The sequence below is a fragment of the Streptomyces sp. PTL18 genome, from assembly GCF_059510295.1.
This window is the reverse complement of record NZ_JCAJZO010000031.1, coordinates 31,971-54,020: the sequence shown is the minus strand read 5'-3', so window position 1 is coordinate 54,020 and position 22,050 is coordinate 31,971. Positions and strand designations below refer to the sequence as shown.

The 22,050-nt window shown below is 70.7% G+C and carries 20 protein-coding genes; 13 read left to right on the top strand and 7 right to left on the bottom strand.

The window, feature by feature from the left end:
- Positions 1–282 precede the first annotated feature (282 nt).
- Positions 283–1,062: a hypothetical protein gene (locus tag AC5WS8_RS34580; protein WP_496107474.1), complete on the top strand. Its 780-nt coding sequence runs from the start codon at positions 283–285 to the stop codon at positions 1,060–1,062.
- Between the two features lie 275 nt (positions 1,063–1,337).
- Here the strand turns inward: AC5WS8_RS34580 and AC5WS8_RS34575 are convergent, their stop codons facing one another.
- Positions 1,338–2,249, bottom strand: a complete 912-nt coding sequence (locus tag AC5WS8_RS34575) for an HAD family hydrolase (protein WP_496107473.1) — start codon at positions 2,247–2,249, stop codon at positions 1,338–1,340.
- A gap of 206 nt (positions 2,250–2,455) precedes the next feature.
- Here AC5WS8_RS34575 and AC5WS8_RS34570 point away from each other — a divergent pair, with 206 nt between their 5' ends.
- From AC5WS8_RS34570 to hemB, 8 genes are all read left to right on the top strand, one after another.
- Entirely contained in the window at positions 2,456–2,752 is a 297-nt protein-coding gene (locus AC5WS8_RS34570; protein ID WP_496107472.1) for a glutaredoxin family protein, read from the top strand.
- Positions 2,753–2,987: 235 nt separating this feature from the next.
- Positions 2,988–3,761, top strand: coding sequence for a redox-sensing transcriptional repressor Rex (locus AC5WS8_RS34565; protein ID WP_496107471.1), 774 nt, complete (start codon positions 2,988–2,990; stop codon positions 3,759–3,761).
- The gene (locus AC5WS8_RS34560) at positions 3,758–5,509 is read left to right on the top strand and encodes a glutamyl-tRNA reductase (protein ID WP_496107470.1); all 1,752 of its coding nucleotides are present in this window, start codon (positions 3,758–3,760) and stop codon (positions 5,507–5,509) included. Before AC5WS8_RS34565 ends, AC5WS8_RS34560 begins: the two co-directional genes overlap by 4 nt.
- Positions 5,506–6,504: a hydroxymethylbilane synthase gene (gene hemC, locus AC5WS8_RS34555; RefSeq protein ID WP_496107469.1), complete on the top strand. Its 999-nt coding sequence runs from the start codon at positions 5,506–5,508 to the stop codon at positions 6,502–6,504. The genes AC5WS8_RS34560 and hemC overlap by 4 nt, the downstream gene beginning before the upstream one ends.
- Complete coding sequence (locus AC5WS8_RS34550; protein WP_496107468.1) at positions 6,501–8,207, top strand: bifunctional uroporphyrinogen-III C-methyltransferase/uroporphyrinogen-III synthase; 1,707 nt, start codon at positions 6,501–6,503, stop codon at positions 8,205–8,207. Before hemC ends, AC5WS8_RS34550 begins: the two co-directional genes overlap by 4 nt.
- Positions 8,208–8,687: 480 nt before the next feature.
- Complete coding sequence (locus AC5WS8_RS34545; RefSeq protein WP_496107467.1) at positions 8,688–8,822, top strand: hypothetical protein; 135 nt, start codon at positions 8,688–8,690, stop codon at positions 8,820–8,822.
- Positions 8,823–8,948: 126 nt separating this feature from the next.
- Positions 8,949–9,293, top strand: a complete 345-nt coding sequence (locus AC5WS8_RS34540; RefSeq protein WP_496107466.1) for a hypothetical protein — start codon at positions 8,949–8,951, stop codon at positions 9,291–9,293.
- Between the two features lie 70 nt (positions 9,294–9,363).
- Positions 9,364–10,365: a porphobilinogen synthase gene (gene hemB, locus AC5WS8_RS34535; protein ID WP_496107465.1), complete on the top strand. Its 1,002-nt coding sequence runs from the start codon at positions 9,364–9,366 to the stop codon at positions 10,363–10,365.
- Positions 10,366–10,391: 26 nt separating this feature from the next.
- Here the strand turns inward: hemB and AC5WS8_RS34530 are convergent, their stop codons facing one another.
- On the bottom strand, positions 10,392–10,976 hold the full coding sequence (locus tag AC5WS8_RS34530; protein ID WP_496107464.1) for a DUF4232 domain-containing protein: 585 nt from the start codon (positions 10,974–10,976) through the stop codon (positions 10,392–10,394).
- Between the two features lie 542 nt (positions 10,977–11,518).
- On the opposite strand from AC5WS8_RS34530, the gene AC5WS8_RS34525 reads away from it, so the two are divergent.
- Positions 11,519–12,424, top strand: a complete 906-nt coding sequence (locus AC5WS8_RS34525; protein ID WP_496107463.1) for an SAM-dependent methyltransferase — start codon at positions 11,519–11,521, stop codon at positions 12,422–12,424.
- A gap of 30 nt (positions 12,425–12,454) precedes the next feature.
- On the opposite strand, the gene AC5WS8_RS34520 is transcribed toward AC5WS8_RS34525, so the two are convergent.
- Entirely contained in the window at positions 12,455–13,387 is a 933-nt protein-coding gene (locus AC5WS8_RS34520) for a phosphotransferase family protein (protein WP_496107462.1), read from the bottom strand.
- Positions 13,388–13,760: 373 nt separating this feature from the next.
- Here AC5WS8_RS34520 and AC5WS8_RS34515 point away from each other — a divergent pair, with 373 nt between their 5' ends.
- The gene (locus AC5WS8_RS34515) at positions 13,761–14,186 is read left to right on the top strand and encodes a RipA family octameric membrane protein (RefSeq protein ID WP_496107461.1); all 426 of its coding nucleotides are present in this window, start codon (positions 13,761–13,763) and stop codon (positions 14,184–14,186) included.
- A gap of 169 nt (positions 14,187–14,355) precedes the next feature.
- On the top strand, positions 14,356–16,842 hold the full coding sequence (locus AC5WS8_RS34510) for a hypothetical protein (protein WP_496107460.1): 2,487 nt from the start codon (positions 14,356–14,358) through the stop codon (positions 16,840–16,842).
- A gap of 154 nt (positions 16,843–16,996) precedes the next feature.
- On the opposite strand, the gene AC5WS8_RS34505 is transcribed toward AC5WS8_RS34510, so the two are convergent.
- The 3 genes from AC5WS8_RS34505 to AC5WS8_RS34495 all read right to left on the bottom strand — a co-directional run bounded on the left by AC5WS8_RS34505 (position 16,997) and on the right by AC5WS8_RS34495 (position 19,280).
- Complete coding sequence (locus AC5WS8_RS34505; protein ID WP_496107459.1) at positions 16,997–17,452, bottom strand: hypothetical protein; 456 nt, start codon at positions 17,450–17,452, stop codon at positions 16,997–16,999.
- 86 nt (positions 17,453–17,538) lie between these two features.
- The gene (locus AC5WS8_RS34500; protein ID WP_496107458.1) at positions 17,539–18,465 is read right to left on the bottom strand and encodes a helix-turn-helix domain-containing protein; all 927 of its coding nucleotides are present in this window, start codon (positions 18,463–18,465) and stop codon (positions 17,539–17,541) included.
- Positions 18,462–19,280, bottom strand: coding sequence for a peptidoglycan-binding protein (locus AC5WS8_RS34495; protein WP_496107457.1), 819 nt, complete (start codon positions 19,278–19,280; stop codon positions 18,462–18,464). Before AC5WS8_RS34495 ends, AC5WS8_RS34500 begins: the two co-directional genes overlap by 4 nt.
- A 336-nt stretch (positions 19,281–19,616) precedes the next feature.
- Here AC5WS8_RS34495 and AC5WS8_RS34490 point away from each other — a divergent pair, with 336 nt between their 5' ends.
- A complete protein-coding gene (locus AC5WS8_RS34490; RefSeq protein WP_496107456.1) occupies positions 19,617–20,072 on the top strand; it encodes a peptidoglycan-binding domain-containing protein in 456 nt (151 codons plus the stop codon).
- 91 nt (positions 20,073–20,163) lie between these two features.
- Here the strand turns inward: AC5WS8_RS34490 and argS are convergent, their stop codons facing one another.
- Entirely contained in the window at positions 20,164–21,939 is a 1,776-nt protein-coding gene (argS, locus tag AC5WS8_RS34485) for an arginine--tRNA ligase (protein WP_496107455.1), read from the bottom strand.
- Positions 21,940–22,050 lie beyond the last annotated feature (111 nt).

Below are 22,050 nucleotides of genomic sequence, written 5' to 3'. Positions count from 1 at the left end.
GTGGCCGGGTGTGCGACGTGGGGAGTGCTTGGCCCCGGGTCCGGGTAGAACACGCGGAATGCGCGGCACGCCTCCGGCCGCCCGGGCCCGGCGGGCGAGTGGCCCGAGTCGCCCGGCGAACCGCGCGGAGCCGCGCCGGCCGCAATGTTCACGGCTCATCAATCGAGTCGACATCAATACAGCCGGCCTGTGACGACGACGGTGCGTTGACTGTGTGCCTCCGCTCTTCCGAAGGGTTGATCGCACATGGCCAAAAAGAGACGTGGCGTCATTGCCGTAGGGGTGGCTACCAGCGTGATCGGCGCCGGTTTCGTCCTGTCCTCCGGTGTCGCCGACGCCGGCGACGGTCCCGGTGGCTGGTCCTCGGTTCCGGCCGTCACCGACGTCCGGGGCGTGACCGCGCCGAACACCCTGTCGCCGGGGCTCACCGAGCACCCGGTGGCCCAGGGCTCGCTGAAGCTGGAGAACCCGACCGCCGAGGTGCCGTACTACGGTTACCTCGGCGACGGCACGCTGCTGCCGGACCCCGCCGTCAAGCAGGCCCCGGGCGTGAGGATCGAGGCCGGCAAGACCGAGCCCGACAAGAACACCTACCTGAGACTGCACGGCCTGCACGGCGCCGACCCGTCCTACCCGTACGGCTCGCACTTCCTCTTCCAGGCGCACACCGGGCTCGACAACGTCACCTTCCTCGACCGGACCCACGTCGCGTTCGTCGAGGACGCGAGCGACACGGTCCACACGCAGCGCGGCGCCTTCGACTCCGGTTACGTCTTCGACACGACCACCGACTACTCCCGCGGCGCCCAGCCGGTGCGCTTCCTCGCCGAGGGCCGCGACCCGTCGGCGACCCTGGACAACATGCTGTCCTCGGTGAACGGCGGCATCCAGAACGACGGTGACAACGAGATCACCGGCATCCACGTGTCCGACGGCGACCCGGGCACGGACGGCATTCTCGGCGCGAAGACGCCGAAGCTGTTCCGTGACGGCTGGCGCCTGTTCTGGACCCAGCAGCACGGCGACAACACCACGTGGGAGATCACCCCGTCCGGCGACTAGGGCGTTTCGTCCGGACCGGGCCGGATCGGATCAGGGAGCGGGGGCCTGGTGCCGTGCCTCGCAAGGTGGAGGAGGGCGTCATGGCGGAGCCACGGCAACCGACGACAACGCGGCGAGGCGCGGTGCCGGACCCCGTGAGCCCGGCATGATCCGAACGACAGGCCGCGGGGCGTGCCCCGCCACGGCGGAGGACCCCCCGCGACGGGCGCCGGCCCGTCGCGGGGCGCGGCACTGCCGTATGCGTCCGGCGGCAGCCGTGACCGTCCGGTGAGCCCTCAGCGGCGGCGGCGGTGCAGGGCGATCGCCGCCGCTGTGCCGCCCGCCACCGCGCCCACGCCGGCCGCCGCCGGCAGGCCGACCTTCGCGGCCTTGCGGGCGGTGCGGTAGTCGCGCAGGCGCCAGTCGCAGGCCCGGGCGTGTTTGCGGAGCTTGGCGTCCGGGTTGATCGCGTAGGGGTGGCCCACCAGCGAGAGCATCGGGATGTCGTTGTGCGAGTCGCTGTACGCCGCGCAGCGCGAGAGGTCCAGCCCCTCCGCCATCGCCAGTGCGCGGACCGCCTCCGCCTTCGCCGGGCCGTGGAGGGGCTCGCCCACCAGGCGGCCGGTGTAGACGCCGTCGATCGACTCCGCCACCGTGCCCAGGGCTCCGGTGAGGCCCAGCCTGCGCGCGATCACCGTGGCGATCTCCACCGGCGCGGCCGTCACCAGCCACACCTTCTGACCGGCGTCCAGGTGCGCCTGCGCCAGCGCTCGCGTGCCCGGCCAGATCCGCTCGGCCATGTACTCGTCGTAGATCTCCTCGCCGATCGACATCAGCTCGGAGACCCGGTGGCCCTTCACGATCGACAGCGCCGAGTCCCGCGCGTCCTGCATGTGCTCGGGGTCCTCCACCCCGGCCAGCCGGAACCACGCCTGCTGCCAGGCGAACTTCGCCAGGTCGCGGGTCTCGAAGAACTTCCGCTTGTACAGGCCCCGCCCGAAGTGGAACAGCGCGGCGCCCTGCATCACCGTGTTGTCCAGGTCGAAGAACGCCGCCGCCATGTGGTCGCCGTGGACCGGGAACTGCTGTTCCTGGTCGGAGACGTCCTGCGAGGTCTTGCGCGCGGCCTCCGCAGAGGCCTCGCCTGCCAACACACTCCGCGCCGTGGCGGAGCGCCTACGGGGAGTGAGCCATCCGAGAGCGGCCATGACGCGAGCATAGCCACTCTGTTCGGTGATTCCGGACTCAAGAGGTTTGGAGGCTGTGAACTCTCCGCGACCTCGTCATTAAGGGACTTGGCAGAGGACTCGGCAGAGGACCCGACAGGAGTGCCGGTCGGCGTGGCGCGGGCGGCGGGCCTCTGCTCACGGGGGTGCGACGGTGAGGGCTGCAGCCGTCCGCCTCCGGAGTGAGAATGGCCGACATGAGTCCCATCTTTCGGCGCAACGGCAGCAGCGGTGGTCGGAACCCCCGCGAGCGGCTCGTCACCCTCATCCGCAAGCCCGGGTGCCATCTCTGCGACGACGCGCAGGTCGTCATCGAGAAGGTGTGCGGCGAGCTCGGCGTGCCCTGGGAGCAGAAGGACATCACCCAGGACCAGCGGCTCCACGACGCGTACTGGGAGCAGATCCCCGTCGTCCTGGTCGACGGCGCCCAGCACACCTTCTGGCGCGTCGACGAGCGGCGGCTGCGCAAGGCGCTGACCGGCTAGTCCAAGGGGTTCGTGAAAGTCGCCTAGGATCGAGGGCGACTGGTTCAGGGGGCGGGATCGTTGAGGAGAGTGTGCGGTGATGCCCCCAGGAGGACCGCGCGTGACCCCGGTCACGTTGGCCGGGCAAATCGGACACCATCTTTGTGCACGCGTTCACAAAGACATAGCCTGCATTCGACGGGGCGGTCTGGGGACGTATGACCGCCCGCAGCCCCGCTCTACCCGCAGGAGCACCGTGGCAACTGGCCGAACTCACCGACCGGCGACCCGTGGCCGAGGGATTCCCGAGGCCACCGTCGCCAGGCTTCCGCTGTACCTCCGGGCCCTGACCGCGCTGTCGGAGCGCTCGGTGCCCACGGTCTCCTCCGAAGAGCTGGCCGCCGCCGCGGGCGTGAACTCCGCGAAGCTGCGCAAGGACTTCTCCTACCTCGGCTCCTACGGCACCCGGGGTGTGGGCTACGACGTCGAGTATCTCGTCTACCAGATCTCCCGGGAACTGGGCCTGACCCAGGACTGGCCGGTTGTGATCGTCGGTATCGGCAACCTCGGCGCGGCGCTGGCCAACTACGGCGGGTTCGCCTCCCGCGGCTTCCGGGTCGCGGCCCTCATCGACGCCGACCCGGCGCTCACGGGCAAGGCCGTCGCCGGCATCCCCGTCCAGCACACCGATGATCTGGAGAAGATCATCAAGGACAACGGCGTTTCGATTGGCGTGATCGCGACCCCCGCGGGCGCCGCCCAGCCGGTCTGCGACCGGCTCGTGGGCGCGGGCGTGACCTCCATCCTGAACTTCGCGCCGACCGTGCTCACCGTCCCGGACGGTGTCGACGTCCGCAAGGTCGACCTCTCCATCGAGCTGCAGATCCTCGCCTTCCACGAGCAGCGCAAGGCCGGCGAGGAGGCCATCGCGGAAGCGCTGCCCGACGGCCTGCCGGGCACCGCCGCCACGGCCACGGAGTCCGCCGACAAGGGGCCCGACGGGGACGTTCCCGCCGTGATGCCGGCATGAGCCTCCTCGTCGTCGGGCTGAGTCACCGCAGCGCACCGGTCAGCGTCCTGGAGCGGGCCGCGCTGCCCGCGGACGCCCAGATCAAGCTGGTCCACGACACGGTCGCCGCCGAGCCGGCCACCGAGGCCGCGGTGCTCGCCACCTGCAACCGCATCGAGCTGTACGCGGACGTAGACAAGTTCCACGCCGGTGTCGCCGAGCTGTCCACCCTGCTCGCCCGGCACAGCGGGGTCGGCCTCGACGAGCTGACCCCCTACCTCTACGTCCACTACGAGGACCGGGCCGTCCACCACCTGTTCTCGGTGGCCTGCGGGCTGGACTCCATGGTCGTCGGTGAGGGACAGATCCTCGGGCAGATCAAGGACTCCCTGGCCACCGCGCAGGAGCAGCACACCGCCGGACGCCTGCTGAACGACCTGTTCCAGCAGTCCCTCAGGGTCGGCAAGCGCGCCCACTCCGAGACGGGCATCGACCGTGCCGGGCAGTCCCTGGTCACCTTCGGCCTGGAGCAGCTCTCGGCCGGTGCGCCGGTGGAGACGTGGGCCAAGGGCAAGCGTGCCCTGGTGATCGGCGCCGGCTCCATGTCGTCGCTGGCCGCCGCGACGCTCGCGCGCGCCGGGGTCGCCGAGGTCGTGATCGCCAACCGCACCCTGGAACGCGCCGAGCGCCTGGCGCAGATCCTCACCGAAGGGGACGACACGGACGTACGGGCGGGTGCGGTGCCGATGACGACGGTTCCGGACGAGCTGACACGTGCCGACGTCGTGGTGTCCTGCACGGGCGCGACCGGTCTCGTCCTCACGGCCCAGGCGGTCGCCGCGGCCCTCGAGGGCCGGGTGCGGGGACCGCTCGCCCCGGACACCGGATCCGCGCCTGCCCCGGGTGCCGACGGGCCCACCCCGATACGCGCCGACCTGCCGCCCACCGGTCCCGGCACCGAGGACGGCTGCCCGCTGGAGAAGTCGGCCGTGCGGAGCACCGCCCACTTCTCGGTGCTGGGCGAGGCCGCCGTGGCCGGAATGCCGGCCGCCGAGCTGGAGCAGCACGCCGCGTGGGTCGACAAGGGCTCCGAGGAGCCGCGCGGCGGTCGTACGGCCGCCGCGGCGGACCCGGAGAGCGAGGCCGAGCTGATCAGCGCGCTCGCCGCGACCGTCGCCACGATCGGCCGGATCCCGGAGCGCCGCCGTCCGGAGCCCGTCGCCGAGGCACCCCGTCCCGCGCCCGTGCTGTCGCTGCTCGACCTCGCGATGCCCCGCGACATCGACGCGGCCGTGCACCGGCTGCTCGGGGTGCGGCTCGTCGACATCGAGTCGCTCGCCGAGGCCTCCGCCGACGCGCCGATGGCCGCCGACGTCGACCAGGTCAGGCGTATCGTCTCCGAGGAGGTCGCCGCGTTCGGCGCCGCCCAGCGTGCCGCGCACATCACACCGACCGTCGTCGCGCTGCGCTCGATGGCCGCAGACGTGGTGGCCGGCGAGATCGCGCGCCTGGAGGGGCGGCTGCCCGGCCTCGACGACAAGCACCGCGCCGAGATCACGCAGACCGTGCGGCGCGTCGTCGACAAGCTGCTGCACGCGCCGACGGTACGGGTCAAGCAGCTCGCGGCCGAGCCGGGCGGTGCCGGCTACGCGGACGCGCTGCGCACCCTGTTCGACCTGGACCCCGAGACGGTCGCCTCCGTCTCCCGGGCCGACGACACCAAGAGCACCGAGAACACCGAGAACGCCAAGAACCGAGGGCGAGCATGAGTGAGCATTCACCACTGAGGCTCGGGACCAGGCGCAGCAAGCTGGCCATGGCCCAGTCCGGCCAGGTCGCGGACGCCGTGCGCCGGGTCACGGGACGGCCCGTGGAGCTCGTGGAGATCACGACGTACGGGGACACCTCCCGCGAGCACCTCGCGCAGATCGGTGGCACCGGTGTGTTCGTGACGGCTCTGCGCGACGCGCTGCTGCGCGGCGAGGTCGACTTCGCGGTGCACTCCCTGAAGGACCTGCCGACCGCGCAGCCCGAGGAGCTGGCCCTGGCCGCCGTGCCGGTGCGCGAGGACCCCCGGGACGTGATCGTCGCGCGCGACGCCCTGAAACTCACCGACCTGCCCCGCGGGGCGCGTGTCGGCACCGGTTCGCCGCGCCGCATGGCGCAGCTGAACGCGTACGCGCGCAGTCGCGGCCTCGACATCGAGACCGTCCCGATCCGGGGCAACATCGACACCCGCGTCGGATACGTCCGCAGCGGTGAGCTGGACGCCGTGGTCCTCGCCGCGGCCGGGCTCAACCGCATCGGGCGGATCGGCGAGGTGACCGACTTCCTGTCGGTCGACACGGTTCTGCCCGCCCCCGGCCAGGGGGCACTGGCGATCGAGTGCACCGCGGACGACGCGGACCTGATCGCGGCGCTCGCCGAGCTCGACGACCCGTTCACCCGGGCCGCCGTGACCGCCGAGCGGTCCCTGCTCGCCGCCCTGGAGGCCGGTTGCAGCGCCCCCGTGGGCGCGTTGGCCGACCTTCCCCCACTCTCGGCTCCGCTCGAGCGGGGGGACCCCCACGTCGACGGGCAGGTTGTCAAGGAAATGCGCCTGCGCGGTGTCGTCGGTACGCCCGACGGCCGCACGCTGGTGCAGCTGTCCACCACCGGTCCCGTGCCCGAGACGCACGACCAGGCAATGGCGCTCGGTCGCGAACTCGCCGCCGAGATGCTCAGCAAGGGCGCGGCCGGTCTGATGGGGGAGCGAGCACATTGAGCCCCACCACCCTTCCCGCCGGCCTTGAACACGGGCACGTCACCTTCCTGGGTGCCGGACCCGGAGATCCGGGACTTCTCACACTGCGCGCCGTGGAGGCGCTGGCCCACGCGGACGTCCTCGTCGGTGAGCACGAGGTGCTCGACGTGGTGCGCACGCATGCCAGATCGGGCGTCGCCGTGCTCAACACGGACACGGACCCCTCCACGGGTGCGTATCCGGGCGCGGGCACGCCCCAGCTGACGGTTGTCGACGGCGAGTCAACAGCCGCTGGTGTCCCTGCGTTGCGGGATGCCGCACATCTTGTCATGGAGGCTGCGCGGGGCGGCAAGCGGGTCGTCCGTGCGGTGTCCGGCGACCCGGGCCTGGACGTGTACGCGGCCGGCGAGATGCTGGCGTGCGCCGCCGGGGGCGTGCCGTTCGAAGTCGTCCCCGGTGTCGCGACGGCCGTGGGCGTGCCCGCGTACGCGGGCGTGCCGCTCAGGGACGCGCAGGGCGCGGACGTCCGGTTCGTGGACGCCCGGACCGCCTCCGACCGCTGCTGGACGGAGGTCGGAGCGTCCGACGGCACGGTCGTGGTGTCCACGACGCTGGACTCGGTGGCGGCCGCGGCCGGTGAGCTGGTGGCCGCGGGCCGCAAGCCGGACACCCCGTTGACGGTGACGATCGCCGGTACGACGACGCGGCAGCGCACCTGGTGCGCCACGCTCGGCTCGATCGCGCAGACGCTGAAGCAGGCGAAGGTCCTGCCGTCCCCCGAGGGCGGCCGGCCGGTGATAGCCGTGGTCGGTGAGCGCAGTGCCGCCGCCCAGCGCGACCAGCTGTCGTGGTTCGAGAACAAGCCGCTGTTCGGCTGGAAGGTCCTCGTACCGCGTACGAAGGAGCAGGCGGCGTCGCTCTCCGACCAGCTGAGGTCCTACGGGGCCGTGCCGCACGAGGTGCCGACGATCGCCGTCGAGCCGCCGCGCACGCCCCAGCAGATGGAGCGGGCGGTCAAGGGCCTGGTGACGGGCCGGTACGAGTGGATCGCGTTCACGTCGGTCAACGCGGTCAGGGCGGTGAGGGAGAAGTTCGAGGAGTACGGCCTCGACGCCCGTGCCTTCGCCGGCATCAAGGTGGCCGCGGTGGGCGAGCAGACGGCGAAGGCCCTGGTGGCCTTCGGCGTGAAGCCCGACCTGGTCCCCTCGGGTGAGCAGTCCGCGGCGGGCCTCCTGGAGGACTGGCCCCCGTACGACCCGGTCTTCGACCCGATCGACCGCGTCTTCCTGCCGCGCGCCGACATCGCGACCGAGACCCTGGTCGCCGGCCTGATCGAACTGGGCTGGGAGGTCGACGACGTGACGGCCTACCGGACGGTCCGCGCCTCGCCTCCGCCGGCCGAGACCCGCGAGGCGATCAAGGGCGGCGGCTTCGACGCGGTCCTGTTCACGTCCTCCTCCACGGTCCGGAACCTGGTCGGCATCGCGGGTAAGCCGCACAACGTGACGGTGATCGCCTGCATCGGTCCGGCGACCGCGAAGACGGCGGAGGAGCACGGCCTGCGCGTGGACGTCATGGCCCCGGAGCCGTCGGTCCACAAGCTGGTGGAGGCACTCGCGGACTTCGGCGTCAAGCGCCGTGCCGCGGCGCTGGCAGCCGGGGAACCGGTGACGCGTCCGAGCGAGCGGAGGCCGGGGGCGCGGAGGCGTCGGTCGACGACGTGAGGTGGGGCGGAGCGCTCCTCGGCGGTGCGCTCCGCCCCGTGTGTTCACCTTTGCCGCTGAGCCGGCGCGACGCCCTCGCCGCCCCGCCCGACAAGCGCGGGTCTGGTCCTGGCCAACCCACCCTTCGGCAAGAAGTCGTTCATCACCGTCTATGGCGACGACGGTTCTGCCGCCCGCGAGGCCATCGCCTGCGAACGTCGCGACTTCTGGGTCACCACGACCAACAAACAGCTCAACGCGGGTGGAGACCGAGCGCTTCAAGGCGTTCATGCACGAGGAGCTGATCGCCCGCGACAAGGCCGATCTCGATATCACCTGGCTCCGCGCCCCGAGCCTCGACGACGCGGACAACCTCCGGTGCCCGAGGTGCCGGCCCCTGAGATCGTTGAGGACCTTCGGGCGGCACGCTCGTCGACATCGGCGTCCACACGGATTCCGGCCAGGACCCCAGAGGGGGAGTCCACCACGATGCGTCGATGGGTGCTGCAGGAACAGGTGTGGATCAAGCTGCTCGACGAGGTGGGGTTCACAGGGATCAGTCTCGACCTCCTGCCCGGCAGAACGGGGCCACGCACTGCCGATGCGCTACTCGTGACCGCGCATCGCTCGTCGTGAGCATGGGCTCGGCTGGCTGGGATCGCCTGTCCGTCTTCCGGCTGCTGCTGACTCGCCGTGCCTGACGGTCTGCCGGCCGTTGACGGATCACCGGACGGCGGGAGCCACCTCGTCCACAATGGCCGGATGGGGTGGAGAGACGAAGCACGTAAGAGGCGGGAAGCGGACGAGGAGCGGCGCAGCAGGGCGCTCGAGATGGAAGCGAGCACGCTCAGCCGTGCGTCACGGCCCTTCACGGAGGGCACGGTGATCTGGGGCGCGGCCGGGAAGACCATGGAAGACGCCTACGAGGAGCTGCTGCTCAGGGCGGTCGACCTCGGTTACGACGCGGTGCTGGGGGTCGGCTTCACGTCCCCCGCGCACCCGCCGGGCAGGAGCAGCCTGGCGGGGCACAGCTCCGTGAACATCATCGCGTACGGGACCGGCGTGCAGTGGGTGAGTGACGGCGACCGATCGGGTCGCGAGGCCTGAGGAAGCCCCGCCACCGGGGCCGACGCGGCGTCGGCAAAAGGACTTCCGGGCCGGGCGTAGCGTAGAAGGCATGTCGAAGCACGGATCCTTCCCCGGTACCCGTCCCCGGCGGCTGCGGACCTCCCCCGTCATGCGGCGGATGGTCGCCGAGACGCGGCTTCATCCCGCCGACTTCATCCTCCCGGCGTTCGTCCGCGAGGGCATCAGCGAGCCCGTGCCGATCGGGACCATGCCCGGTGTCGTACAGCACACCCGGGACAGCCTGAAGAAGGCCGCGCTGGAGGCCGTGGAGGCCGGGGTCTCCGGGATCATGCTCTTCGGTGTGCCCGAGGAGTCGAAGAAGGACGCCGTCGGGACGCCGGGCACCGATCCGGACGGGATCCTGCAGGTCGCCATCCGGGACGTGCGGGCCGAGGTCGGCGACGACCTCCTCGTCATGTCGGACGTGTGCCTGGACGAGACCACCGATCACGGGCACTGCGGTGTGCTCGACGCCGAGGGCCGGGTCGACAACGACGCCACCCTCGAGCGGTACGCCGAGATGGCGCAGGTCCAGGCCGACGCCGGCGCCCATGTCGTCGGGCCCAGCGGGATGATGGACGGGCAGATCGGCGTCATCCGCGACGCGCTCGACCGGATCGGGCGCGAGGACGTCGCGATCCTCGCCTACACCGCCAAGTACTCCTCCGCCTTCTACGGACCCTTCCGGGAGGCCGTCGCCTCCTCGCTGAAGGGCGACCGGAAGACCTACCAGCAGGACCCCGCCAACTGGCGCGAGTCGCTGCGCGAACTCGCCCTCGACCTCGAGGAGGGCGCCGACATGGTGATGGTCAAGCCTGCCGGGCCCTACCTCGACGTTCTGGCGAGGGTGGCCGACGCCGTGGACGTGCCCGTGGCCGCGTACCAGATCTCCGGCGAGTACGCCATGATCGAGGCCGCCGCCGAGAAGGGCTGGGTCGACCGCGACCGGGCCATCCTGGAGACCCTGACCGGCATCAAGCGCGCCGGTGCGCGGAACATCCTCACCTACTGGGCCACCGAGGTCGCCCGCAAGCTCCATCAGGACGCCTAGGACCGCCTGGTACGCCAGGACGCACCCTAGAACTCCAGCGCCGCCTTCCGGCTCGGCTGCCAGCACGTCACCCGCAGTGTGTCGTCGACGTACACGCCCTTCGACGGGAGTGCCGGGCGGGCGTCCGGGCCGGTGGGGAGCGTGATCGTGAGGGACGTGACGGTGCGGCCGTGGCCGCCGCCGTTCCCCGCCGACAGCAGCAGGCCGGCGTAGGCGGACTCGCCGGGAGAGAGCGTGACCCAGTGCCCCCGGGGCTTCGGCCCCCGGGCCGGCGGCGTGAGGGAACCGGAATCGCCGAAGCGGGCCTTCGGGTAGCCGTTGAGGGAGCAGTTCACGGCCCCCGTGTTCGTCACCGTCAGCAGCAGGTGGTTCACCGGCTCGCCCACCCGCGTCACCGTCGTCCGCATGTGCCTGCCCGAGCAGGGGACCGCCCTGCCCGGGCGCCCGGTGTCCCGGGCGGAGGAGCGGGGCAGTGAGGAGGGGCCCTCGTCCCGTACGCCTTCGCCGTTCTGGCAGGCCGAGAGCGCGAGCGCGGCGAGCGCGACCGTGGCGGCGGTGAGCAGTCGGCGACGGACGGCGCGGGTGGGGCGGGCGGTACGAGCGGAGGACATGGTCGGGGCCCTTCGGACGTGCGAGTTGGGGGGTGGCACCTCCACTCGACCGGTCGGCGGGAGCGGAGACCCAGGGCCTGTCTTCCGGGATCAGCTCGGCGTCGCGGGGCGTGGCAGGCACATCTGCGGCGTTGTCGTCGGTCCCCGACGCTCCGCGTCGACTCCCTCCTCCGCCTGGCAGCTGCACGCACCACGCCCCGCTCGGCCGGGCTGAAAAGGACTGCTGCTTGCGGCCGACCTGATCCGAAAGACAGGCCCTGCACGGCCCAGCCTGACCGGTGGTTCGTCCGCCCGCCACAGTCGCCGCCGAATTCGGGACGCCGGGGCGGTGGGATGCCTGTCGACCTGCGTAAACGCCGTCCCAGGGAAGGCGAATCCGGGACGGCCGACGTGGCTGGAAGTGGATCGGGCACTTCCAACTGGCCCCAGCAGTTACGTTGTTGACCATCACTTCGGTCGCTTGAGGAACAGCCGGGGGACGGCCGACCGGCCGATGGAACGACCCACTCCTTACGCCGACCGCCGACCACCAGGGAGACGCCATGTCCGGGGACGCCCTCCGTCACGACCCGTCCGAGCTGCGCAAGCGGATCGACACCAGCAAGGCCCATCCGGCCCGCGTCTACGACGTCTTCCTCGGCGGCAAGGACAACTACCCGGTGGACCGCGCGGCGGCCGCCGCCGCGCTCGCCGCCAACCCGCGCGGCTACCTCGACGTCCGGCACAACCGCGACTTCCTGCGCCGTGCGGTGACCCGTCTGGCGAAGGAGGACGGCATCCGGCAGTTCCTCGATGTCGGCACCGGCCTGCCGACCGCGGAGAACGTCCACCAGATCGCCCAGCGCATCCACCCCGGCTCCCGTGTCGTCTACGTCGACAACGACCCGGTCGTCCTGGCGCACGCCCGCGCCCTGCTCACCAGCGGACCCGAGGGCCGCACGGACTACATGGACGCCGACCTCAAGAGCCCCGGGCGGATACTCGAACAGGCCGCGAAGGTCCTCGACTTCGGCCGGCCGGTCGCCCTCGTCCTCGTGGCGGTCCTGCACTTCGTCGAGGACGAGGAGGCGTACGCGATCGTGCGCGAGCTGATGGACGCGCTGCCCGCCGGGAGCCGGCTGGTGCTCAGCCACCTCACCGAGGACCTCAACCCGGAGAACATCCGCGCCGTCCAGCGCACCTACACCGAGCGCGGCTTCACCTTCGTGCTGCGCTCCAAGGACGAGATCGCCCGGTTCTTCACCGGCACCCCGGGAGTCACGCTGGAGGAGCCGGGCGTCGTCCCGGTCCACCACTGGCACCAGGACGGCGCGGCACCCGTCCCCGAGGCCGTGGACCCCGCCTACCTCGCGACCCTCGACGACATCGAGAAGGTCCGCTACCGCGACATCAACGACGTCACGGACGCCGACATCAACGTCTACGCGGCCACCGGCCGAAAGGCCTGACCCCCCTGGCCCCGGAAGCCGTTCCCCGAATCAGCCGTCCGTGCCGAACCACAGCTCGGCGAGCGCGTCGAGACGTGGTTCGGCCGGATGCGGCAGCTCGTGCAGGTGGAAGGGCAGATCGCTGTAGACGTGCAGCAGCGCGTACGCCATCAGCTGGTCCGGGTCGTGCGGGGTACGTCCGTAGGCCTCGTAGAAGCGGCGGAGCTGGCGCGGGTCGGCACGGGTGAGGAACAGGCCGACGCCCGCGAAGTCGTACGCCGGGTCGCCGATCATCGCCGGCTCGAAGTCGAACATGCCGGTGAGCACGCGTCCGCCGCGCATGTCGATGGTCAGGTGCTCCCTGAAGAACTCGGTGTGCAACAGCACGCGTTCGGTGGACGCGGGCAGCGGCACGGAGTCGAGGAACTCGGGGATCCGGCTCAGCCAGGGCTCGGTCACCCGGCAGTGGCGGTGCCACTCGAGGGCACCGGCGCGCTGTTCGCGCAGGAACGCCGTCCAGTCCGGCGGTCCCACGATGTCCGTCAGGGGGTTCCAGAACATGCCGTGCAGCGAGGCCAGCGCCTCGGCCGACTCCGTGACGATACGGTCCTGTTCCGCGGTGGTGAGCCGGTGCCAGACGTCGTTGAGGGTCCAGCCGGGCAGCCGGGACATCAGCACCCACCGCCAGCCGTTCACGAACTCCTCGGTGCCGATCAGGCGCGGAGTGGGAAGCTTGAGCTGACCCCACAGGTGGTGCAGCACCCGCGCCTCACGCACGGCTTCCCGCGCCTCGAAGCGCGGATACAGCTTCAGCACCATGTCGCCCCCGACGGCGTACACGGGCAGGGTCCCGTCCGGGAAGCGGCGCACCGCGAGTCCGACGAGGCCCAGCTGGTCGAGCAGATGCAGCACGGCCGGGCGTAACACCTCCTCGTCCGAGACGATGGCTTTCAACTCGTCGTTCGTGTCCACGCTCGGCAGCATGCGCCGCATGCTAGGGCCCCCGGACCGTCGTCCGCATGGCGAAACGAGACTGTTGTACGGGACAGCGATATCCCTAAAGTGCACGAACGAGCCGTTTTCGAATGGCGTTCCCCAATTTCGGAGTACCCGCGCAGGCACCGCAGGGCGAGCTGGCCCTCGCGTCCTCCAGATATGCCGCAGTGTTTCCCTGCCGAGTTGACGCTTGTCAAGGGCATTGGCCGACTGGGAGACTGCTTGTGTGCAGAGGCTCACCCTGAGTGATCTTTTTCGGTCGGGTCACCCGAACACCGACGAGGTCCGCGCGACTTTGTGGTCCGACGGAGTCGGCGAGGCCACATACGGGACTGGTGGGAACCTTTACCAGGGTGCCCTGTTGGAGCAGTACAAGTTGTACGTGGAGATGACCGACCGGGTCAGCGCCCGCAGGGCAACGATGAACGGGTTCTTCCTCAGCCTCAACACAGCTCTTGCCACCGGGGTGTCGTTCGTCTGGGGCCTGCAGAGGACTTCGGTGTGGATCCTGGTGTTCCCCCTGCTGATGCTGCTCGTCCTGTCCGGAACGTGGTTCTGCCTGATCAAGTCCTACCGCCAGCTCAACACCGCCAAGTTCACCGTCATAGGGCTGCTGGAGGAGAAACTGCCGTCGTCGCCCTACGTGCGTGCGGAATGGACCGCACTGGGCGAGGGCAAGGACCGGGCCCTCTACTGGCCCATGAGCCGGCTTGAGCAAGGGGTGCCGATCGTCTTCGCCGTGCTCTACACGATCGCCTTCGTCGTGGTCGCGGCCACCCACCGCTGAGGCGCTGCTTCACCCGAACCGGGTCCGGCCGGCACCCGGCTCTCCGTCCAACCCATCGCAAAGGGGATGCCCGATGCACTGGTCCCCGACCCTGATCGCCAATGCGTCCCCGGCTGCGATCCTGGTTGCTGTTCTTCTGCTTCACGGGATCGGCAGGTCCCGACACAAGGTGGTTCACGCACTACCCGACGCCGCGCCGAACTGGCACGACGTCGGCCCCGCGGTGGTGGCCCTGCGGCGACGCGCGCGCCGGTGGCGCCTGATGATCCTGATCCGAAGAACGCTGGTGATCGCTGGGATCTATACCGGCTGGTTCGTACTCGAAGGGCTGCTCGCGGACAAACCCACCACGGGCGACGGCGCATGGTTCCTACTGGCGTTCATCTCGGTGGGTGGGGGTTTCGCTCTCACACCGCTGTGCCGCAAGCTGTCCCATCCCATGTACTCCCCGCCACAAAGCTCCCGTGGCCGACGGGAGCGCCATTCTCTGCACGGCTCGCTGCTCCGTATCAGTGCGGCGGCCCTCTACTACCCTGCTCTCTTCGTCATCATGGTGCCGATCATGCTCGTCGCGGCAGCCGTGGTCGTCATGGCGGTGATCGGCGATTTCGGTGCCCTCGGCGGCATCGTCGCCCTGTTCGGCGTGGCGATGGGCCTTCTTGTGCTGAAGGCATTCACCTCGGTCGTACGCCGGATGGATCAGCGGGGTCTGCGTTACCGCTCGCCTCACGTCGCCACCCTGCTGAACGAGGACCAGCGCCCCTACTTCCTGTACCTGAGAACGTTCCAGGACGACGCGGTCGAGATCCGAGCCGGCGGGACCAGTCGGCGGGGGCTGATCACCGCCCTGTCGTTCCGGCGACGGCTTCCGTTCGAGGAGGTCATCGCCTGGCGCTTTCAACACTACGGGCCCATCATCGCCGGCAACGACCCCAACGCCGCAGGCCTGGCCACTCTGGGCGCGGCCAAGATGTTCCTCTCGACGACACCGCGGAACAGGTGGAAGCACGAGGTCGAGCACTATGCCCGAAACAGCCGGGCCGTCCTGGTCTCCGCCGCGCCGGTCGAGCTGCGCGACGGTGTCCGGTACGAGCTGGAGATGCTGGGGGAGAAAATGCCCCCTCACCCCATGGTGCTGATCGTGCCCCCGGACCGGCCCTGGACGCCGTGGCCGGAGGCCTTGGTACGGGCGAACCGGGCTGTGCGGACCGTGCTGCGGAGCGTGCCGGAGTACAGGCCGGAGCGCAGCGTCGCCCAACGCTGGGTCGCATTCAACGAATTCGTCGAGAAATGGCCGGTGTTCCGGGAAATCCGGGAGCTCAACACGACCGGCGCGGCGCACGTGCTCCTGTACGTCCCCGGTGAGGGCTGGTCGGCTTGGGGCGCCGAACGGCGTACCGAATGGACGTACGCGGTGTCCATCATGCAGGCAATGGATCACGCCAATGATCACTGGCCCGCAGTGCCCGGGTCCTCGGTGAGACCGCCGAGTTCCTACCCGGTCGCCCCGCCTCCGCACCAACCTCCGCCGTATCCGTGGCCATCGGCTCCGGTGGTGCGTCGGAAGCCGCCCGCGATCCCCGGCGTTGTCGGACGCTCCCTCGGACTCATGCTGTCGGCCATGGCGCTGTACATACCCGCGGCTTTCGTGGTCACCGGCACCATCCGTCAGGAAATGCGATCCGACCCCTACGCCCCCGTCGGCGCGTCCGGGCCGACCGCGAGTCCGTTCGGCGCGATACTCGCCCTCGAACTGGCGGTCCCCCTCCTGCCATGGATCTGGATCGCGTGGCTCTGCTCGCGCGGCAGCAACAGGGCACGCAGCGCCGCGACCGTCATGTTCGGGCTCGGATTCCTGATCTCCATGATGATCGTCGGCCGGGTCCAGGGCACCGGTTCGCGTGTCATGGCCCTCGCATATCTCGCTCCCGCACTCGCTTCGGTCGCCCTGTTGTGGCGCAGAGATTCATCGGCGTTCTTCGAGGCCGACAGCGTCGGCAGGTCGCCGCTGCAACCATGGCCCGGCGTCCGGTGGCAGACCCTCGGGGACGACCAGCCCGCAACAGCCACCGGTCGGACCTCGGCCCACGACGCGGAGGGCCACCGTCAGCCGCCCCCGCCGCAGCCCTCCGCAAACCCGTTGCACCTGCTGGGTCCTCAAACGCACCAGATCGACTGGAACCGCATTCCTGTCACCGTCAGGACCTCGATCGGGCTCATGTGTGCGGGAATGGCGACCTTCGCGACTGCCACGTACGTCGTCCTCTACCGCCTGCTGCACGCGGCGCAGGCCGCCCCTTCGACGCCCGAGCCCGTGAACACCCAGGTTCGGCAGATGTCCGACACCATGAGTGTGCCTCTGGTCGTCCTGCTTGCCGGCGCCGTGCTGGCGCTGTGGACCTGGACCACCGTGCAGTGCCGGCGTGGCAAACCGCGAGGCAGGGTGGTGGCCACCGTCTGCTACGGCCTGACGTGCGTGGCCGTTCTGGCGCGGCTGCTGGTCAGTTCCGCCGACCCGACGTTGTCCGCTTGCTCCGCCTTGCTCTTCCTCCTTGGCCTCGTCGCCACCGCTCTCCTGTGGAGCACACGGTCGACACCGCACTTCGTCACGCCCTCGGATCTGCCGTCACAAGAAGAACGTCATGTGACCGGGTAGTCGATCGTCCTGGAGTCCCCGCAACCATCCATCGGCCTCTGGCGATTCCAGGAACGGGGGCTCGACCCGAGTGCCGGATGTCGTCACGTCCCTGCCTTGGAGGCCCTCGGCGGCAGGCTCGGACGCCGGCACCCGTGGTGGAGGTGTCGGGCGGTCAGCCTCGCGCTGCCCCGTCCGGCCAGATGACAACGACCGGAATATGCCGACCGCGGGCCTCGGCAACTGCTCCACCGGTACCACCCCGGTCGGGCGCAGACCGACCGTCCCAGACGGCGACCAGCTCATCGATCGAATTGAGCATCACGTCGTTCGCCGCCGCGTACGCATCGGGGCCCGCGGTGTCGAACGGTAGAACGGTGACGGCGTCGGCGACCGCGAGCGCTGCGTCGAACCGCGGGGCCTCAGCCGCGGAGATTTTCGTCCGACGGTAGTCGACGGAAGGAATCAGTACCTCCAGTCGGCCACCGAGCTCGACGATGATGTCCGCGAACATGAGGTCCGCACCCGGAGCCAGACAACTGACCCCGATCAGATCGTCCCGGTCGAGGCTGCGGAGGTGGCTGCGTATCGCCTCCCCCACCAGCCGGCACGTCTCTCCGGTGAGGTCCATGTGCCCCGTGACTCCGATGCGCAAGGCGCCTGTCCTCTCGCCGACGACGGATCCGGCTCCAGGATGTCAGCATCGCGCGAAAGCGGTCATCCGGAGGGCCGGCCCGAAGGGCTGGGTGCGGGCGTCGGCACATGGCCGTCCACGCAGACCGGTCGGCCGGGCGCCGCCGGGCGGAAGCAGGCCCGGACCGTGGTGCCGGGGCGGGTGGCGACCATGGGGGTGTAGACATAGGAGGCCGCGTCGTCGGCGTCCCTGATCCGGGCGGACCGGGTGTGCCCGGGCGTGGACACCTCGATCCGGTCGCCGACGCGCGTCCCCCACACCCGGGCCCAACTCGCACCGCACTCCCGGCTGTAGCGCAGCTCGATGCCGACGCCTGCGGTGGTGTGGTGCGAGACCAGGGTGGCCGGGTGGGGTCCGCAGTGCAGGGCCAGTGGGTTCCCGCCCTCGCAGGTGGCGCCCCCGCAGAGCGGGGCGAGGACCGGTCGGGGCGGGGACGGGGACGGCCGTGGGGCGCCGCCCGGGTGCGGCAGGACGAAGAGGGCCAGGGCCACGACTCCGGTGACGAGGGCGCTCACGGCGGCGAGCACCGCGGCGGCCGCGCCCTTCCGCACGGCGTGCCCGGTCTCCTCCATCGGGTCCGGGGCGGTGTCGGTGTCCGTGGCCGGGGAAGGGGACGATTCCGGAGGTGCCGGTGGGGGAGGCTGCCGTGCCGGGGCCGTGGGCGGCCTCTCCGCGCGGGCGCGTCCGCTCGACTCCGACTCCGCCAGCTCCCACAGGGCCAGGCAGCGGCCCGCGGGTTCGCGGGCCAGGCGGCACAGGTCAAGAACGGCCTGGCGCGGCGGCAGCGTCTTGCCGTTGAGATAGCGCTCCCAGGACGACTTGCTGTACGGGGTGCGTTGCTCCAGGCGGGCCAGGCTCAGCCCGGTGCGTGCCTTCAACTCGCGCAACTCGGCGGCCAGCCGCGCCCGTTCCGCGGACGTCGTCCCCTGCGTCCCCGTCGGCCGGGTCACTGTCGCAGCGCCCCCCAGGTGTGCGGGCCGACGATCCCGTCCGTGGGCAGACCGGCCCGCTTCTGCAGGTCCTTGACCGCGCGCTCGGTCAGCGGTCCGTAGACGCCGTCGATTCCCCCCGGGGAGAAGCCCGCCCGGCGCAGCAGGCACTGCGCCTCGGCCACGTCCGGCCCCGCCTGGCCCTGGGTGAGGATCGCGCCCTGCGTACGGCTGTTGCCCGCGTACCAGTGACCGTCGATCCGCTGGACGCGGCAGGCGTACGTGGGGGCCGAGCCCGACGCCGGTGCGGCGGGGGCCGAGGAGCCGAGCGAGCCCGCCGTCTCCCGGCCGTCGGAGCCGTGGTCCGTGAGACGCACGGTGAGGAGGACCGCGCAGACGACGGCCAGCGCCAGGGCCACGGCCCCGGCCACGACCGCGATGCGCAACGAACGCCCGTGCGCTCGCGTCGGCTTGCCGTCCGCCGGAGGCGGGCTCTCCTCTCCCGCCTCCGCCTCCGTTTCCTGAGCGGCCTTCCCGTCCAGTTCCGCCCCGGACGGGTCCCGGCGCCGCTTCCCCCAGGCCTCCGCGGCCAGTTCGTGCAGCACCAGCAGCCGTGTCGGATCGTCGCCGCCCACCTGGGCCAAGGCCTCCACGGCCTCCCTGGGCGGCAGCGACCTGCCGTTCAGATACCGCTCCCACGACTTCTGGCTGTAGCCGGTCTTCGCCGCCAGCCGGTGCATGCTCAGGCCGCCGTGGTCCTTCAGCCGCCGTAATCGCACCACCAACTGCCGCACGCGCGGATCCAAGTCTGCGGGCAGCGCCTTCCAACGCGACATGTTCCCCCTACTCGCGTCCCGGGGCCCTGGCCGGTGGGTCCCCGTCTCCGCCGCATTCTGCATGACCTTTCACGGCGTACCCCAGACATCGGTTCCCGCGCCGGTACCGAACAGGCCACCCGTCCACCCCGTCCGCTCCCCGCAGACCTCCCATCGGAGCGTCCCGCGCAGGCGTCCCCCCGGGAGGCGTCTTTGCAGGTCGGCGGCGGGGACATCCCGCGAGGACGTCACTTGGGCGGGATCCGTCGCGCACCTCGCCGTCCGCCCCGCACTCTCGATCCGTCAGCGGCGCCCACCACGTCGGGCGCCGCCCGATCTCACCCGAAAGGGACACACATGCGACCGAACCTCATGGCGAGGGCCCTCGTCACCGCGACCGCCGTCGCCGGGATCGCCGCCGGGAGCCTCGCGGGTGCGACCGCGGGCTTCGCGGCCTCCGCACCGGCCGCCAAGCCGGCCGTGAGCGCTCAGGCCGTCTCCGTGCAGGCGGTGAACAACCTCGGCCTGAACACGAACGAGGCCAAGGCCATCCAGCGGGTGCTGAAGCGCGACTGGGGCTACAAGGGCAAGATCGACGGCCTGCTCGGCACCGACAGCTGGAAGGCCATGCAGCGCTACCTCCACAAGTACTGGGGCTACAACAAGAAGATCGACGGCATCGTCGGCAGCGACACGGTGAAGGCGCTGCAGCGCCTGCTGAAGAACTATGGCGGCTACAAGGGCAAGATCGACGGAATCGCAGGGAAGGACACCAGGGCCGCCTTCAAGCGGTTCGCCGACCGGTACGTCTGACGGCCGCCCGCGACAGGCGCCGTGCCCGAAACGCCGCGGCCCGTCCTCCCCACGGGGGAGAGGACGGGCCGCGGCCCTGCCATGGCGGGGCTCAGAGCCGCTCGGGCGTCCGGATGCCCAGCAGCGCCATCCCCCGGTGCAGGGTCCGGGCCGTGACGTCGCACAGGAACAGGCGGTTCTCCACCTGCTGGGGCGTCGGAGCCTTCAGCACCGGGCACTTGTCGTAGAACGACGTGTAGAGGGACGCCAGCTGGTACAGGTACGCCGCCATCTTGTGCGGGGCGTACTCCGCCGCCGCCTCCGCCACCGTCTCCGCGAAGGCGTCCACGTGCAGGCCGAGCGCCCGCTCCGCGTCCGCCAGCGGCAGCTCCGGATGCGCGGCGGGCCGTACGTCGCCCGCCTTGCGCAGGATCGACCGGATACGGGCGTAGGCGTACTGGAGGTACACGGACGTGTCGCCGTTCAGCGAGACCATCTGGTCCAGGTCGAACTTGTAGTCCCGGTTCGCCGACGTCGACAGGTCCGCGTACTTCACCGCGCCGATGCCCACCTGGGCGCCCCGCTCGGCGATCTCCTCCTCGGACAGGTCCTGCGCCTTCTCCCGGACGACGGCCGAGGCGCGGTCGACCGCCTCGTCCAGCAGGTCCACCAGCCGCACCGTCTCGCCCTCACGGGTCTTGAACGGCTTGCCGTCCTTGCCGAGGACCGTGCCGAAGGCCAGCTGGTAGGCCTTCACGTCGTCGTTGAGCCAGCCGGCCCGCCGCGCCGTCTCGAAGACCATCTTGAAGTGCAGCGACTGGCGGGCGTCCACGACGTAGATGATCGAGTTCGCCTTCAGGTTGAAGACACGGTCCCTGATCGCGGACAGGTCCGTCGCCGCGTAGCCGTAGCCGCCGTCCGACTTCTGCACGATCAGCGGGACCGGCTTGCCGTCGGGGCCCTTGACGTCGTCGAAGAAGACGCACAGCGCGCCCTCGGAGCGGACCGCGACGCCCGACTCCTCCAGCAGCCGGCAGGTCTCGGCCAGCATGTCGTTGTACCCGGACTCGCCGACGATGTCGGGGTCCTGGATCTCCATGTCCAGCTTCTCGAAGACGGAGAAGAAGTAGATCTTCGACTCGTCGACGAACTTCTGCCAGATGGCGAGCGTGCGCGGCTCACCGGCCTGGAGGTCGACCACCCGGCGCCGGGCCCGCGTCTTGAACTCCTCGTCGGAGTCGAAGAGCCTGCGCGCGGCCTTGTAGAGCCGGTCGAGGTTCGACATCGCCTCCTCGCCGGAGGCCGCGGTGTCCTCGGTGGACGTCTTGTGGTCCAGCTCGTGCGGGTGCTCGTCCAGGTACTGGATGAGCATGCCGAACTGGGTGCCCCAGTCACCGATGTGGTGCCGGCGGACCACCGTCTCGCCGGTGAACTCCAGAAGCCTGACGACCGAGTCGCCGATCACCGCGGAGCGCAGATGGCCGACGTGCATCTCCTTCGCCACGTTCGGCTGGGCGTAGTCGATCACCGTGGTGCCCGGCTGCTCGGCGCACGGCACGCCCAGGCGGCCCTCGGCGTCGGCGGAGCGGGCGGCGAGGTTCTCGGTGATCGCCGTGTCCGTGACCGTGATGTTGAGGAAGCCGGGGCCCGAGACCTCGACCTTCCCGATCAGGTCACCGGTCACCACCTGGCCGACGACCTGCGTCGCCAGCTCCCGCGGGTTCGCCTTCGCCTTCTTCGCCAGCGCCAGGATCCCGTTGGCCTGGAAGTCCGCCCGGTCGCTGCGTCGCAGCAGCGGGTCCGCGTCGGCGGCCTCGGGCAGAGCAGCCGAGAGGGCGGACGCGAGGCGCTGGTGGACGGCGGACGTGAGGGACGTGACCGAGGCCATAGGAGTGGGTGCCGTTCTCCTCGTGGGGATGGATAGACACGGCCAGTATCCCATGGGGGGTAAAGCCAATTTTCCTCTCGCCGGGTGAACGGCGGGCCCCGTCCGCCCGTC

Bases quoted from the DNA above. Each gene is read 5' to 3' on its own strand.
- AC5WS8_RS34530 (WP_496107464.1), bottom strand. From the start codon at position 10,976: ATGTCCTCCGCTCGTACCGCCCGCCCCACCCGCGCCGTCCGTCGCCGA.
- AC5WS8_RS34575 (WP_496107473.1), bottom strand. From the start codon at position 2,249: ATGGCCGCTCTCGGATGGCTCACTCCCCGTAGGCGCTCCGCCACGGCG.
- AC5WS8_RS34525 (WP_496107463.1), top strand. From the start codon at position 11,519: ATGTCCGGGGACGCCCTCCGTCACGACCCGTCCGAGCTGCGCAAGCGG.
- AC5WS8_RS34505 (WP_496107459.1), bottom strand. From the start codon at position 17,452: ATGGACCTCACCGGAGAGACGTGCCGGCTGGTGGGGGAGGCGATACGC.
- AC5WS8_RS34520 (WP_496107462.1), bottom strand. From the start codon at position 13,387: ATGCTGCCGAGCGTGGACACGAACGACGAGTTGAAAGCCATCGTCTCG.
- AC5WS8_RS34560 (WP_496107470.1), top strand. From the start codon at position 3,758: ATGAGCCTCCTCGTCGTCGGGCTGAGTCACCGCAGCGCACCGGTCAGC.
- argS (WP_496107455.1), bottom strand. From the start codon at position 21,939: ATGGCCTCGGTCACGTCCCTCACGTCCGCCGTCCACCAGCGCCTCGCG.
- hemC (WP_496107469.1), top strand. From the start codon at position 5,506: ATGAGTGAGCATTCACCACTGAGGCTCGGGACCAGGCGCAGCAAGCTG.
- AC5WS8_RS34490 (WP_496107456.1), top strand. From the start codon at position 19,617: ATGCGACCGAACCTCATGGCGAGGGCCCTCGTCACCGCGACCGCCGTC.
- AC5WS8_RS34570 (WP_496107472.1), top strand. From the start codon at position 2,456: ATGGCCGACATGAGTCCCATCTTTCGGCGCAACGGCAGCAGCGGTGGT.
- AC5WS8_RS34495 (WP_496107457.1), bottom strand. From the start codon at position 19,280: ATGTCGCGTTGGAAGGCGCTGCCCGCAGACTTGGATCCGCGCGTGCGG.
- AC5WS8_RS34540 (WP_496107466.1), top strand. From the start codon at position 8,949: ATGGGGTGGAGAGACGAAGCACGTAAGAGGCGGGAAGCGGACGAGGAG.
- hemB (WP_496107465.1), top strand. From the start codon at position 9,364: ATGTCGAAGCACGGATCCTTCCCCGGTACCCGTCCCCGGCGGCTGCGG.